This is a genomic window from Cytobacillus sp. FSL R7-0696 (assembly GCF_038006865.1).
GTDB lineage: Bacteria > Bacillota > Bacilli > Bacillales > Cytobacillaceae > Cytobacillus > Cytobacillus kochii.
This window is the reverse complement of sequence record NZ_JBBOWA010000001.1, coordinates 427,545-441,579: the sequence shown is the minus strand read 5'-3', so window position 1 is coordinate 441,579 and position 14,035 is coordinate 427,545. Positions and strand designations below refer to the sequence as shown.

General features: G+C 35.3%; 17 protein-coding genes. 8 read left to right on the top strand and 9 right to left on the bottom strand.

Going from position 1 to position 14,035, the window contains the following annotated elements; genetic code table 11:
- Nucleotides 1-15 precede the first annotated feature (15 nt).
- Complete coding sequence (locus MKX29_RS02325; protein WP_224935386.1) at nucleotides 16-531, top strand: RNA polymerase sigma factor; 516 nt, start codon at nucleotides 16-18, stop codon at nucleotides 529-531.
- Between the two features lie 20 nt (nucleotides 532-551).
- Here MKX29_RS02325 and MKX29_RS02320 read toward each other — a convergent pair whose 3' ends face one another.
- Nucleotides 552-809, bottom strand: coding sequence for a hypothetical protein (locus MKX29_RS02320; protein ID WP_224935388.1), 258 nt, complete (start codon nucleotides 807-809; stop codon nucleotides 552-554).
- A gap of 132 nt (nucleotides 810-941) precedes the next feature.
- On the opposite strand from MKX29_RS02320, the gene MKX29_RS02315 reads away from it, so the two are divergent.
- From MKX29_RS02315 to MKX29_RS02305, 3 genes are all read left to right on the top strand, one after another.
- Complete coding sequence (locus MKX29_RS02315) at nucleotides 942-1,856, top strand: magnesium transporter CorA family protein (RefSeq protein ID WP_224935392.1); 915 nt, start codon at nucleotides 942-944, stop codon at nucleotides 1,854-1,856.
- Between the two features lie 61 nt (nucleotides 1,857-1,917).
- Nucleotides 1,918-2,436, top strand: coding sequence for an acyl-CoA thioesterase (locus MKX29_RS02310; RefSeq protein ID WP_224935394.1), 519 nt, complete (start codon nucleotides 1,918-1,920; stop codon nucleotides 2,434-2,436).
- A 354-nt stretch (nucleotides 2,437-2,790) separates the two neighbouring features.
- Nucleotides 2,791-3,123 carry an SCP2 sterol-binding domain-containing protein gene (locus tag MKX29_RS02305; RefSeq protein WP_095370103.1) on the top strand — a complete coding sequence of 111 codons (333 nt, stop codon included), beginning with the start codon at nucleotides 2,791-2,793 and terminating at the stop codon, nucleotides 3,121-3,123.
- A gap of 47 nt (nucleotides 3,124-3,170) precedes the next feature.
- On the opposite strand, the gene MKX29_RS02300 is transcribed toward MKX29_RS02305, so the two are convergent.
- Nucleotides 3,171-3,671, bottom strand: a complete 501-nt coding sequence (locus MKX29_RS02300; protein WP_341103708.1) for a GNAT family N-acetyltransferase — start codon at nucleotides 3,669-3,671, stop codon at nucleotides 3,171-3,173.
- Nucleotides 3,672-3,776: 105 nt separating this feature from the next.
- Here MKX29_RS02300 and cls point away from each other — a divergent pair, with 105 nt between their 5' ends.
- Both cls and MKX29_RS02290 read left to right on the top strand, forming a co-directional pair.
- Nucleotides 3,777-5,294 (top strand): cardiolipin synthase, encoded by a 1,518-nt coding sequence (gene cls, locus MKX29_RS02295; protein ID WP_224935729.1) that lies wholly within the window; start codon nucleotides 3,777-3,779, stop codon nucleotides 5,292-5,294.
- 298 nt (nucleotides 5,295-5,592) lie between these two features.
- On the top strand, nucleotides 5,593-5,877 hold the full coding sequence (locus MKX29_RS02290) for a hypothetical protein (RefSeq protein WP_224935400.1): 285 nt from the start codon (nucleotides 5,593-5,595) through the stop codon (nucleotides 5,875-5,877).
- A gap of 112 nt (nucleotides 5,878-5,989) precedes the next feature.
- Here the strand turns inward: MKX29_RS02290 and tatC are convergent, their stop codons facing one another.
- The 6 genes from tatC to mscL all read right to left on the bottom strand — a co-directional run bounded on the left by tatC (nucleotide 5,990) and on the right by mscL (nucleotide 10,764).
- Nucleotides 5,990-6,715 (bottom strand): twin-arginine translocase subunit TatC, encoded by a 726-nt coding sequence (gene tatC / locus MKX29_RS02285; protein ID WP_224935404.1) that lies wholly within the window; start codon nucleotides 6,713-6,715, stop codon nucleotides 5,990-5,992.
- Nucleotides 6,716-6,738: 23 nt separating this feature from the next.
- Complete coding sequence (tatA, locus tag MKX29_RS02280) at nucleotides 6,739-6,945, bottom strand: twin-arginine translocase TatA/TatE family subunit (protein ID WP_251163116.1); 207 nt, start codon at nucleotides 6,943-6,945, stop codon at nucleotides 6,739-6,741.
- A 25-nt stretch (nucleotides 6,946-6,970) separates the two neighbouring features.
- The gene (locus MKX29_RS02275) at nucleotides 6,971-8,680 is read right to left on the bottom strand and encodes a GMC family oxidoreductase (protein WP_251163115.1); all 1,710 of its coding nucleotides are present in this window, start codon (nucleotides 8,678-8,680) and stop codon (nucleotides 6,971-6,973) included.
- Between the two features lie 24 nt (nucleotides 8,681-8,704).
- Nucleotides 8,705-9,454, bottom strand: a complete 750-nt coding sequence (locus MKX29_RS02270) for a gluconate 2-dehydrogenase subunit 3 family protein (protein WP_224935411.1) — start codon at nucleotides 9,452-9,454, stop codon at nucleotides 8,705-8,707.
- A gap of 120 nt (nucleotides 9,455-9,574) precedes the next feature.
- Nucleotides 9,575-10,210, bottom strand: coding sequence for a Bax inhibitor-1/YccA family protein (locus tag MKX29_RS02265; RefSeq protein WP_341103705.1), 636 nt, complete (start codon nucleotides 10,208-10,210; stop codon nucleotides 9,575-9,577).
- 122 nt (nucleotides 10,211-10,332) lie between these two features.
- Nucleotides 10,333-10,764, bottom strand: a complete 432-nt coding sequence (gene mscL, locus MKX29_RS02260) for a large conductance mechanosensitive channel protein MscL (RefSeq protein ID WP_341103703.1) — start codon at nucleotides 10,762-10,764, stop codon at nucleotides 10,333-10,335.
- Nucleotides 10,765-11,059: 295 nt separating this feature from the next.
- On the opposite strand from mscL, the gene MKX29_RS02255 reads away from it, so the two are divergent.
- Together MKX29_RS02255 and MKX29_RS02250 are read left to right on the top strand one after the other, a co-directional pair.
- Nucleotides 11,060-12,139 carry a hypothetical protein gene (locus tag MKX29_RS02255; protein WP_224935421.1) on the top strand — a complete coding sequence of 360 codons (1,080 nt, stop codon included), beginning with the start codon at nucleotides 11,060-11,062 and terminating at the stop codon, nucleotides 12,137-12,139.
- A 174-nt stretch (nucleotides 12,140-12,313) separates the two neighbouring features.
- Nucleotides 12,314-12,484 carry a hypothetical protein gene (locus MKX29_RS02250; RefSeq protein WP_341103701.1) on the top strand — a complete coding sequence of 57 codons (171 nt, stop codon included), beginning with the start codon at nucleotides 12,314-12,316 and terminating at the stop codon, nucleotides 12,482-12,484.
- Nucleotides 12,485-12,704: 220 nt separating this feature from the next.
- On the opposite strand, the gene MKX29_RS02245 is transcribed toward MKX29_RS02250, so the two are convergent.
- The gene (locus MKX29_RS02245; protein WP_095370091.1) at nucleotides 12,705-13,937 is read right to left on the bottom strand and encodes an aminopeptidase; all 1,233 of its coding nucleotides are present in this window, start codon (nucleotides 13,935-13,937) and stop codon (nucleotides 12,705-12,707) included.
- Nucleotides 13,938-14,035: the final 98 nt, after the last annotated feature.

The window sequence follows — 14,035 nt, the reverse complement described above, 5'->3', positions numbered from 1 at the left end:
AGACCCAGATGAAGTATGGAAGCAACAATTAATTACACATTCGAAAATTATGTGAGCGAGTATGCTCAATCATTATACAGATACATTTATTCTTTAATTAAACATCCCCAAAGAGCGGAGGATTTACTCCAAGAAGCCTTGATTTCAGCTTATTTAGCTTTCCCTTCCTTGAAAGAAGAAACGAATATTAAAAATTGGTTATATAAAATTGCATTAAACAAATGTAGGGATCAATGGAGAAAACAACAAAGTGAACGACAATTTTTAGAAGAGAGGCTACCTACTCTATATGAGGAAGCCAAATCTCCAGGGGCCGATGAATTGTTTGTTAAAAAAAGTAATCGAGAAGAAGTAGAGAAGATTATCTTTTGTCTACCTGAAAAATATAAAGAACCACTATATCTTTATTACTTCGAACAAATGTCATTAAAGGAAATAAGTGAAGCAACAAAGCTACCTCTCTCGACAATTAAGACAAGGTTGAGGAGAGGAAAAGCTAAACTTCATCCAATGATTGTAGAAGAAAAATAACCTAAGGAAAAATCCCTAGGTTATTTTTCTTCTTGTTGATTATTATAATAATTAACGGAAGTCATAGCACCTTCACTGACCATTTCATTATCGCGGGTGTCTTGTGGATCGGGATGTCCGGCTTTCATTTCATATTGATCCTCACTATTAGTTGGAAGATAACTTTTCATTTTATGTGTGAGTGTCTGTAACTTTTCACGATTTTCCTTCTTAGCAAGTAATAGTAAACTTGTTACGCCAACTCCTGCAATAATAAAGTTCTTTGGACGAGATTTCATATTAACTCCTCCTTCATTTTATGGAAAGTTTATTTCTTGCATGTATTATAATTACCCGTTTCATTTAAATATAAACATATGGTTTTGTTATGTTCATTTTCAGGGAATGTTAAAGTAGGAGGGTGAGAATGAATGGATACAAAAGAGATGAATAATTGGCGTTGGCTTAATTTTTTTGAACCAGAAGCAAACAAACATTTAGCATTCCCTTTTTATAAAGAAGAAATTGAAATGTGGATCGAGCATATATCTTCTCAAGAATCAAATCATCTCCATTTGCGATCAACGGAAGGGAAAAGCTACATTTGTGGATCGCTCATCTATGAACAAAAGCTTAATCAACAAAAAGAATATAAGCTTCTCCATTATTTTCTAACAGAACATGTACTGATAACGAGTGAATTTGAACAGGATAGTCATATAAATGATGATATGTTGGAAGCTGAAAATGCAGTTGCGGGTTTCTCTATTCTTTTAGCGGAGATTTTAAAGAATAGTATTAAAAGAATTGATGATTTTGAGTTGAAATTAAACGATTTACTTTGGGAAATCAAACAAAAGAACAGTATTGATCGATTAGAAGAAATTTTTCAGCTAAGACATGAAGTGTTAGTTTGGAAAAACTTTATGATTCCAATTATAGAATTATCGTTTGGCTTGGAAGAAGCATTTTCAAGGGAAATTGTTGAGACAAAGCATTTTAAAAATATGAGAAAAAGGTTAGAAAGAGGAAATATGTTAACGAAAGAGTATATTGAAGAAATTGATCACCTTGTACATTTTGAAGAAATGGTATCCTCCCATCGAGGAAATGAAGTTATAAAAACTTTAACAGTTATTACGACATTATTTACACCAATTAGTGCATGGGGAGCTCTTTGGGGGATGAATTTCTCATTTATGCCAGAATTAGATGAGAAATGGGGATACGCAGGTGCATTGGTCATTATTATTCTATCTACTGTAGCTGTCTATATGTTACTGGTGAAAAAAGGATGGACAGGGGACACACTCAGGCCAAAAAAGAAGAATTCATTTTTTAAATAACGGTAATGAGGTATGATATATAAAGGTATCCTTTGATACTTTTATGAAGGGAGAAAATAGTGTGAGTGAATCAAAGTTTTGTAAAGAATCATATGTTGTAAAAACAAGTATTGTTCAACCACCAGATACAAATGGACATGGAACGCTGTTTGGTGGGAAGTTAATGGCTTATATAGATGATATTGCTGGGATTGCAGCTATGAGGCATTCTAGAAAAGCGGTTGTAACAGCGTCAACTGATTCAGTTGATTTTTTACACCCTATTTACGCTGGTAATGCGGTTTGCTTAGAAGCATTTGTTACATATACAGGCAGGTCTTCAATGGAGATATTTGTAAAGGTTATATCAGAAGATCTCTTAACAGGAGATAGAAATATTTGTGCCCTATCTTTCCTTACAATGGTAGCGCTTGGTGAAGATGGGAAACCAGCACCCATTCCTAAAGTTGTACCCGTGACTGACGAAGAAATGAGCCTATATGAAAGTGCAAAAGAAAGAGCGGAACATAGAAAGCGCAGAAGGAAGGATAGTGAAAAAAGGGCACAAAGCTTTGGAACTGAACTTCCGTGGAGAGAATAGATTCCTTTCTTAAGTGTGTAATAACAGGGGTTATATGAATGAGTACTAAAAATAGCTTGCCAATGGGCGAGTTATTTTTATTTAAAAAGAACTTCCTCATGTAAAATAAGAAAAATGAATAATTATTCATTTTAGGCAGGAAGATTCATTTACCACATAGAATATTAATAAAGTTACTGCGATGAAATGAAAGATTTCGAGGACAATTAGATACTGAAATCATTACCGCTATACTGTAATCCTATTGAAAAATCATGTGAATTTTAGAGTAACGAATTTCTTTCTATTTTATGTTTGCATTTCCATGTCCTTGCTACAGCTTAAGGTATTTTATTGATAAAAGGGAGGCTTAACATGTCTGTATTACTTGAGCTTGAAGAAATGACGGATAAAATGAATAATCAACCAGAGTATATTGTAAATGAAAAAAATAGAGTGTTTCAAGTGGATTTAAAAGAAAGTGGCCCCATTCAAATTGTTTTATGCGATGGAAAGGTAAGTGTAATTGAAGGGGAAGCTGACGATCCTGCGGTTAAATTAAGAATGAGTGATAGCCACTTTTCTAGTCTATTAAAAGGTGATTTAAACACGACGGTAGCCTTTATGACAGGTGGTTTAAAGGTTGAAGGTAATGTTGGGTTAGCATTGAAGCTTCAGGAAATATTAAAAAAATATCAATCTTTATAAGAGGTAATGTGTTAAGGCAGGCGTTCAAGTAAACACCTGCCTTAAACTCATTTTAATTGTAAGACCATATGAATTTCATCATAATAATGCCCTTCCACTTTTAAAGCACGAGGTTCGTGAGCATATGAGCGGAAACCTAGTTTTTTGTATAATTTTATTGCAGGTTGATTATCTGCCATGACAGTTAAATGTAATTGTTCGATATTCGTACTAACTTGTGCTTTTTCTATGACCGTGTTCATTAATTGTTTTGCCATTCCGAGCCCTCTATATTCCTCTCGTACAAATAAACCAACGATATGTCCTTTATGGCGCATCTTTAATTTACTTTCATATAACAAAGTGATGATGCCGCCTAATTTACTTTCATGAAAAGCACCGTAAGTGATTGCTTGACTAGAGTGCAATCTCTTTTCGATATCCTGTATTGATTGCTGTACTTCTTCTTCAAAACTAGAGGCAAAACTTTCTGGATGTTGTTTAAGTCCAACTAAGCGTATTTGTTTGAAACTTTCGGCATGTTCATTATGTAAAGGTATGACTTTCATTTTATTCTCCTCAACGTTTATAAAAATTATGATAGAGCTCGTTTCTTTAAATGGAAATTAGGGTACTAATAATAACAGCAACTTACGGGATGGGGCATGGTAATGATAGGTAGAAGAAGAGTAGAGTTTTTATTTGTATTCATTCTGATGGTTACATTATATATCGGACTTTTTATGGCAACAAGTATAATGACTACGATAATGTGCCTTGTATTTTATAGTTTGGCAATATTAGTGATATGCTATTCCATTATGCTGGAAGATCGAACCCCACAGCATACATTATTATGGATGTATGTAATCGTATTCTTTCCGGTGTTTGGATATTTATTTTATTTATTTTCAGGGCAATTATATATGAAAGGGTATTTATTTAAAAGTAAACGTAGCAGAGATAGAGATGAATGGAAACGCTTAATGCATAGAGAAGAGGAACAAGATATATCATTCCTCCAAGATGGCCAGCTTCGATTTGCGGAATTTGCTAATCATTCATCATTAACTCCGATTAGTACGAAATCTAAAGCAACCATTTTAAAAAACGGTGATGAAACTTTTTTTGAAATAAAGAGAAGGCTGTTACAGGCAAAAAAATTCATTCATATGGAATATTACATTTTTCGTTCTGATCGCTTAGGAAAAGAAATAATGAAGATATTGATGGATAAAGCCAAGCAAGGAGTAGAAGTGTTATTTATTTACGATGCAGCTGGGAGCTTAACACTGCATACGGAAGATATCAACCAGATGTTGGATGCTGGCATCCGAGTAAAACCATTCTCGCCTTTAAAGTATGGTTTTTTTAATCAGAAATTTAATTTTAGAAATCACCGTAAGATTATCATCATTGATGGAGAGATCGGCTTTACGGGTGGATTGAATGTTGGAAATGAATATTTGGGAGAAGATAAGCAAATTGGATTTTGGCGAGATACCCATCTTTTATTAAAAGGTGAAGCTGTCTATATACTACACACGATATTTTTATTAGATTGGGAATATGTTGCTAATGAAGAGGTGCTGGATAAATATCGTAATGATAGGAAGCCTATACATAAAAAAGATGATGTGGTAGACGGAGCGCTTCAGGTCGTTGCCAGTGGACCAGATACGCAACAGGGAATTATGGGGGATTTTTATTATTCGATGATTTCGTCTGCTGATTATTCTATTTGGATTGCTACCCCTTACTTTGTACCAGATGAAGCCATTCGTACGGCATTAAGAGTAGCTGCGGCAAAAGGGGTTGAAGTGAGAATTCTCGTCCCTGAAATCAATGATAGTTTTTTTACGCAATATGCTAGCCGTTCTTATTTTTCTGAACTTCTTCGCTATGGAGTAGAGATCTATTCATATAAAAAAGGTTTTCTTCATCAAAAAATAATTATTATTGATGGGAATTTAGCCAGTATTGGTACTGCTAATATGGATATGAGAAGTTTCCATTTGAACTTCGAGGTAAATGTTTTTCTTTACGGGACAAGTTCTATTAGAGATTTAGTTGCTCATTATGAAGATGATATGAAAGATAGTTTTAAAATAAGTCCGGTACAGTTTTACAAAAGAGGGTTATTTGAAAGAACAAAAGAGTCATTTGCGAGATTATTTTCTGGTGTACTTTAAAGTTCGGAACATTGTTTTGAACTGTTCGTAACCATATGAAAGAATCGGAAGCTGGTTCTTAAATGCAAAAAGAAGAGCATCCATTCTTTCTTTGCTTTTGATCTTAAGTTTTACTGGCTAGTATACAGTTAAGATTTATTTAAGAAGTCACATAGGGGAGTAGGTATCTGCTTGAATTGAAACAATAATAGTAGCATTTTTAACGTTGCTAACATGGCTTCTTTACTTTTAAGCAAATCATTATCGTTTTCACTAACAATCCCATAGAATGGAGATATTAAATATTGGGGGTTCGCCATTGGAACTTATAGCTAGTCTTACTTATATAAAAGTTGTGCGTAAAATTGATTGGAATGTCCAGAAGTATGAGGAAATAGAAAGTGAAATTAAACTCTTCGATAAGAAAATTATATGGAGTGAAGACGAAATAGATATACATGCTGTGTTTGATATTTCATTTAGAGAATCGAAAAAAAAGCTAGGTACATTGTATTTACATACTAATCGTGGTGTATATCCTTTTTATATGAAAGATGTACCTAAGCATTTTATAGAGCAATATCGAAATCTAATTAAAAAATGACTAAGATTGGATTTCTCTTCATACGATCCTTGTTATTATTAGAGATTGTATTTCTTCATTTACCTATTTTAAAGATGTCCACGAGAATACTATCGTCTTCACTATCAGTAAACTACCCTTTATTTAACTCTGCTTCCATGACCAATCGTTTTCTATAGCTGATCTTTGAAAGAAACAGTCCGAGTTCATATAGTCCAATTAATGGAAAGAGTACGAGTATTTGTGAGAAAAAGTCTGGTGGCGTAATGAGCGCAGAAACAACAGCAAGCACCACATATGCGTATTTTCTTACTGACTTTAGCATTTCTGGGGATACGACCCCGATATTTGTGAGAAAGACTAGTAATAATGGAACTTCAAATAGAAACCCAAACGGAATAGTAGAAATCAATAAAAATGAGAAATATTCTCGAGCAGTAATCATCATAGAAAAATTACTTTCGCCAAGGTGCATGAGAAAACCATAAATGGTTGGGAATACAATGAATAAACCAAATGATAAGCCAATGGCGAAGCTACAAATAATTCCTGGAATGAACATGATTGAGATTTTTGCTTCTTTATCATTTAATGCAGGTCTAATAAATAGCCATGCTTGAAAAGCAATGAAGGGAAGGGAAATGCCGAGGCTAATGCTACCGGCAATCCCTGTGTATAGTCTAATGACATCTAATGGCCCTAGCATGACGAGATCATAGTCATTAGCTAGAATGGGAATAAGGTGGTTAATAAACACTAAGCAAAGGATAAAACAAAAGGTAAAGAAGACAATCGATCGAATGAGCACTTTTCTTAAATCAGTTAAATGCTCCACTAGTGTTTGGTCATTATTCTCCATCTTTACAGCCTCCATCACAGATGTTATTTAGATTCCTCTTCATTTTTAGTAGCCACTGTCAATGTTTCCTTGTCGCTATCGTCCATAATCTCTCTTGTCGATCTTTTAAATTCAGCTAATGTTTTCCCGAAAGCTGAGCCAATTTCAGGTAGTTTTTTTGGTCCAAATATAATCAAGGTGATGACAAGGATAATGATTAAACCTGGTATTCCGATATTTGTTAAACCCATTACAAATCAACCCCTTTCCTACTAATTAGGCGAGCATGCCACCTTCTTTGCTATATTTGAGGATACCTTCTGCTGCTCTGAATGCGAGTGCACCAACAGTTGCCGTTGGGTTATAGCCCCCATTATGCGCAAAAGCAGAGGCACCTACAACAAATACATTCTCAGCATCCCACATTTGCAGATAATTATTAACAGCAGATGTTTCCGGTTCAGCGCCCATAATGACACCACCTGTATTATGGGTTGTTTGATATGGCACAATATCATAACTTTCAAGATTCGAACGTTCATTTACTTTATCTGCGCCCATTTCAAGCATAATTTGATCTGCAATTTTGCCGATATAGTTATAAAGCTCTTTATCTTGTTCTGTAAAGTCATAAGTTAAACGAAGCAATGGTAGACCATAAGCGTCTTTGTACGTCGGATCAAGGTCCATAAAATTATGTTGTACAGGCATGGAAGCACCTTGTGTTCCAATATTGAGTGATCTTGTAAAATACTTAATGGATTGTGCCTTAAACTCAGCTCCCCAGTTTGGTGTACCAGATGGAACGGTATTTGAGCCAATCGGTCGTTTACCTGATTGATTAATGGAGATAGAGCCACCATGGATAAAGTTTAGATCTGAATGATCAAAGTTATCACCATTATAATCATCAATTGTTGCACCTAATGCTCCTGCCCCCATAAAAGTGTTAAAGCGTTCTTCTTCAAAAAAGCCTGTAGAGCCAGGGAGAATCTGATAACAATAGTTTTTACCAATCACACCAGTCCCGTTTTCTGGGTTATAGGCTTTGCCTATTTTTGAATGGAGAAGTAGTTTCGTATTATTCATGACATAGCTCGTAAGCACGACTGTATCAGCCGGTTGAATAAATTCTTCTTTCGTTAATACATCTACGAATTTCACACCGGTTGCTTTTCCACCTTCATGGATGATTTCAGTTACATTAGCAAAATTGCGTATATCGACATTGCCTGTTTCCTTAGCATAAGGAATGACGGCAACAGTTGGATCTGCCTTTGCACCGTATTCACAACCAAAGCGTTCGCAAAATGCGCAATATTGACAGTTAGCAATCTTTGCACCGTACATGTTCTCATATGGTTCACTTAAATTAGCTGAAGGCATATGGTATGGATGCATACCTAATGAGTTTGTTGCATCTTTAAACCGTTTGGTTAATGGTGTCTCTTTCATCGGTGGTGTCGGATATGGATTGGAACGTTCCGGTCCAAAATGAGCTTCTTCACCACTAATACCAGCGACCTTCTCATATTTATCAAAATATGGTTCCAATTCGTCGTATGTAATGCCCCAATCCTGAATTTGTAATCCTTTGATTTTACTTTCACCATATTTTTCAATTGTTTTTGATCGAATTTCAAAATCATAAGGCAAAAAACGGAAGGATTGGCCGTTCCAGTGAACACCAGAACCACCAGAACCTTCACCTAATAGGAAAGAACCAAGTTGACGCATTGGAAGGGCTCTTTCCTTTTGATTATTACGGAAAGTCAAACTTTCCTTTGATAAATCTTGCATTAATTCATAACGAATAGCATAACGAAGCTCATCGTGTACGACATAATAATCTTTCAAGCCTCTTTCTTTACCTCGTTCTAATCCAACAACCTTTAATCCTTCCTTACCAAGCTCGGCAGCAATAATGCTACCAGCCCAGCCCATACCGACGATGACGACATCGGTTTTAGGTAATTTTTCAGCCATTGTATTTCCTCCTGTTCAATCCACTTATTTTGTATAAGAATGTAGGGCTTGTGGTTCAATTTCCATAAATTCATCTGATTCAATTTTGTCGTAATAACTCATTTGATGCCCAGGATAGTTTTTCATTTTCCAGCCTTCCATATTAATATTTCCTCCATATGCAGGGTCAGCATATACGCCTTCAATCGTGGCTGCTCTGAGAATATTAAAAAAGGTTTTGGATGTTACTCCTTTGAGCTCAACCTCATCATTTTGGAAGGAAGTTAAGATAGCATCTTGTTGTTCGCCTTCCAAGTCAGGGAAATTCTTATCGTGTTTGTCATTGGCCACTTTTTGCAATGCCTTTATTCCTGTATCAAATACTTCATGTCTCTTAAGAGGGGATTGATAACCTTGGAAGTTAGATCCTGGAAAGAAAGGCCCTTGCATATATTCACGAGCATTGTTCCCCCAAGAACCAGCGAGCGAGTGATCTATATAATAGGCAACGCCTAATTCATCAGCTCCTGGACCGTTATCATCGCTTGGGAAAATTCTTTCAGAAGCAGCGACTAAAACGGCAAACATTTCAGGGTTTGTAAAATAAAGAGGTGCTTGTAGAAAGCTGGTTCCTTGATGTTCCCCTTGTGTATTTGTACCTTCTTGCTCATCATTCATATTGGCACCAATGAGCCCACCGATGATTCCTCCACCGACAAGTCCACCTGCTACGTAACCAGAGTTTCTAATAAAGCGCCTTCTTGACATTTTCTTTTCAGAGTGTTGTTCTGCCATTCGTAAAAAACCTCCTTTTTTCGTATTATGTTTATAAAGTGTTCCGATTATCCAGATTTATTCATTTTTGGGCATAAAAAAAACGACAGAAGTATTCTGTCATTTTTATCATGTTACTTGTTATTTTCTATCTTTCAGTAAACCAATTAGTCTAAGTAAGTTTAGGAAGAGATTAATAAAATCTAAATACAAATTCAAAGTGTAAGTTGGGATTTGACTTTTTTTAATACCGTATTTTTTCAAACGATTAAAGTCATATAGAATATAGCCACTGAATATAAGGACACCTATAAATGAATAAATGAGTAGTGAAGTGTCATCTAATGGCCAAAAGGTTCGTATGATAGCCATGATGATAAAGGCAAGTAAGGCAATTGATAATATACCGCCTAAAAAACTAAAATCTTTATTTGTAATAGTGGCATAGCTCGCAATAAAAATAAAAATGATAGTTGTTGCTATGAGCGTCATTAGTATCGTTTGCATACCTATTGAAGACACATATTGATATAGAATGGGATAAATAGACAAACCAGATATAAAGGTAAATAAGAATAAGAAAAAGTAGGAAATCCCCTTTTTTCGTCTAAGAAAAAAAGCGATGATTAACATAATTACTTCAATTATCTTGATCGGAAGAAAATATTGGCTTGGAACAACTGTACCAAGGAAGACTCCAATAGTGGCAATAGCAAGAGAAATCACAAAAATAATAATAACACGACGAAAATATTGTTTTTGAATAGATGATGGCATTGGACCACTTCTTTCTATATAAGATTACCTGTGTGTTTAGATGCATGAGCATTTATGTGGGAAATAGGAAAAGAACAAATGATATGATGAGATGTCTATCATTTGTTCTTTCATATTTTTATTTAGGACTCATGATTTTGTTTTTTGCTTATATCAAGTGAGTTCTGCTCTTGTTTTTGCAACAAGTCACGAATTTCGATTAGTAATTCTTCTTTTGCATCTTTTTCTGGCGGTTCAGGCGTAGTCTCTTCTTCTTCTTTTTTCCTAATTCTTTTGTTCATAAATTGGACAAAAAGAAAAATGGAAAAAGCGACAATCAAAAAGTCGAAAACGGTTTGAATAAATTGTCCATATAGGATAACAGATTCCCCAAATGGAGGGGAATAAGAGAGTTTTGTGAAATCGACGCCACCGATAAAAATTCCAAGAATAGGCATAATCAGATCATTCACTAGAGAAGTAACAATTTTTCCAAAAGCTGCCCCTATAATGACCCCGATTGCCAGGTCTAACACATTCCCTTTCATAGCAAATTTCTTAAATTCTTGTAACATAGTAAAAAATCCCTCCAAATCAAAAAGTAGTTCTTATGTTGAATTCTTTAAGAAACATTGTATATAAATATTTAAACATAGTAAACGGGAGAATTCAGGACATTAAGTTTACTTTACGATTATTTATTCTGTTTGTAGTATTGTTTCAGATTTGTTACAATTTAGAATGTCAATAAAGAAATGTATGATAGCTTAAAAATAAAATTGACAACTAGTCTTTCATAAAAAAGGACTTTACTTAGAATATTAAGCACTTGGCAAGGGCCAAGTGATTTTTGTTGATAGGGAGATTTAAATGAAGAAATATTTATATATATTAATGTTAACTACGCTCATGTCTGGTTGCATGAATGAGTCAAAGGTGAATAAACAAGAAATGGAACCAAGTTCAACTGTTGCTCATGAAGCAGATGAAGTAGAAAAACAACAGGTGGCGGTCCTTAAAGAAAATGCCATTTACGAAACAACAATGGTGGATGGGGATAAAAGTTATGAAGTATATATTTCCTCAAATCAAGATGATAGCAATCAATATTCATTTTTTGTTGCTGAAGAGAATGGTAAACTGGCATATAGCCAAGAGCTTGCCTATGAGAAATTCAATAAGAATAATATCTATTCACTGAATACAAATAAACAAACGCTTATTATATTATCGCTTGAAAAGAGTGAGGAAGTATCGTCACTTCGTGTTATTTCAATGGACCAAGGGATATTGAGAGAGGTACCGATTGAAGGCGGAGAATTGCTTAACTTAACAGATAGAAAACTTAAATCCTTAAGTCAAAATATCCTTCAATCGGCCTATCCAGTTAATCAAAATGAATCGATTTTTCGCAGCTGGGAATTACAAAAAGATCCATTAGTCCTTTCACTTTATGATGAAGCAACGGTAACTGAAGATTCTGGTGCTTATCAAACTTTATTAGATCAGTCTTGGATGGATATTTGGAGCGAGACGGAAGAAGTGTTTTATCCTTATGAAAATATCGAATTGACTAAAGAAGTGATTGAAAGAGCAAAAATGGGTATACCTATGGGTGGCCCTTATCCAATTGGTACGAACATAGAAGACATTAAAAAATCTAATCCTTATTACATTCAAGAGGGAATACTTCATGGTCAACAGTATTTAATGTATCCAGAAACAATCTACTACTATAACAGAGAAGATGGGGCTGTATCTACTGTTGCCATCCCAGGGGAAAGATTACAATCTTCATTAGCAGATCTCAAGAAGTTATTAGGAGATCCAGTTAAACAAGAAGAGGAGAACGGTTTAATCTATTCTGAATTTCTTGCAGATAAATATGTTCTTAAAACCTATACGAATGAATCAGGAGAGATCAAGCAAATCTCATTAAGCAAGCAATAAAACATTATATTTTGATCATAGGTAGGCTGCGAAATTTTTAAAAACAAGATAGTAGCAGCCTATTTGTGCTGCCTAAATTCATAGGATTCTCGCATGGTAAGTCGCTCAGCAAGAAAAACAGAACTGAGCGCTTTGCAATAGGGATCAGCAAATCACTCAGAGAGAAACTAGAGAGTGAGCGTTTCGCAAAAGGAGTTAGCAGGTCACTCAGCAAGAAACCAGAGAGTGGGCGCTTTGCAAAAGGAGTTAGCAGGTCACTCAGCAAGAAAACAAGAACTGAGCGCCATGCAAAAGAGATTAGCGAGTCACTCAGAGAGAAACCAGAGCATGAGCGCTCCGCAATAATCTGTTCCTCAAATAGCAATATTACTTAGAGTAGTAGGAATAACAATAAAGTATGATTCACAAAAAACAGAATGCTCAGGGGGCGTGCATGCACATTCACAAAAGAGTATGTATTCCCAAAAAATCACGAAAAGTAGACCTAAACGATAGAGTTTAGGTCTATAAGAGGCTTAACATATTTATTCTAGTCTAGTGCTAACGTAATTTTGGTCATTCATCGTTAAAATGCCCAATCCCCTTTACGGAATACCGGCTCTGTTGTACCATCTTCAAGGATACCGTCAATATCCATTTCAGAGGAACCGACCATAAAGTCTACATGGGTGATGCTTTCGTTTAATCCGTTTGTTTCTAGCTCTTCACTATTCATTTTTTTGCCACCTTCTACACAGAAGGCGTAGGCGCTGCCGATAGCGAGGTGATTCGATGCATTTTCATCAAATAATGTGTTATAGAAAAGAAGGTTTGATTGAGAAATTGGTGATTGAAATGGTACAAGCGCGACTTCACCCAGATAATGAGAGCCCTCATCTGTCTCAACTAGTTGTTTTAAAATAGCTTCACCTTCCTCAGCTTTATAATCAACTATTCTTCCATCTTTAAAAGTAATGGAGAAGCGGTCAATAATGTTACCACCATAACTAAGTGGTTTGGTGCTTGCGACAGTGCCATTTACACCATATTTATGTGGCACTGTGAACACTTCCTCTGTTGGCATGTTTGCCATGAATTCATGACCGTTTTCATTGACGCTTCCAGCACCAACCCATAAATGTTTTTCTGGTAATTCAATCGTCAAATCTGTTCCTGGTGCGGTGTAATGTAATTTTTTATAACGTTTTTCGTTTAAGTATTCTACTTTTTCGTGTAATGTTTGATCATGATCTTTCCATGCTTGGATAGGATCATCTAAATCAGTTCGTGTTGCTTTAAAGATAGCATCCCAGAGTAAGTTGACTCGTTCCTCTTCTTTTGCGTCAGGGAACACCATATTCGCCCAAGCTTGAGAAGGTGCGGATATTACTGTCCAGCTTACTTTATCTGTTTGCACAGCTTTACGATATTTTGCTAATGCTTGACCTGATGCTTTTTGGAATGTGCTGATTTTCTCAGGGTCAATTCCTTTCAGTAAATCAGGGCTAGAAGAGACAATCGCAATAAAAGCTGCTCCGTTTTCAGCTAATTCTTCCGTTTCACGCGCACGCCATTTCGGATACTCTTTAAAGGAATCAATCGGTGCTAATTCATACTTTGTACGAGAAACAATATCATCATTCCAGTTCACAATAACTTGATCAGCACCAGCTTCATAAGCATTTTTTACAATTTTTCGAACCAATTGGGCAGAATCAATAGAAGTATTGATGACTAATGATTGACCTTTTTGAATATTGACACCCACTCTAACTGCTAATTCTGCATATTTGTCGAGCTTTTCTTCAAAAGTACTCATACTATGTACACTCCCTTTGTCAAAAACTTCTTACTTATTGTAACTTTTCTATAGGAAAAAAGAAACTTTTTATCTTCATGACAAAATAGAGGAAGAAC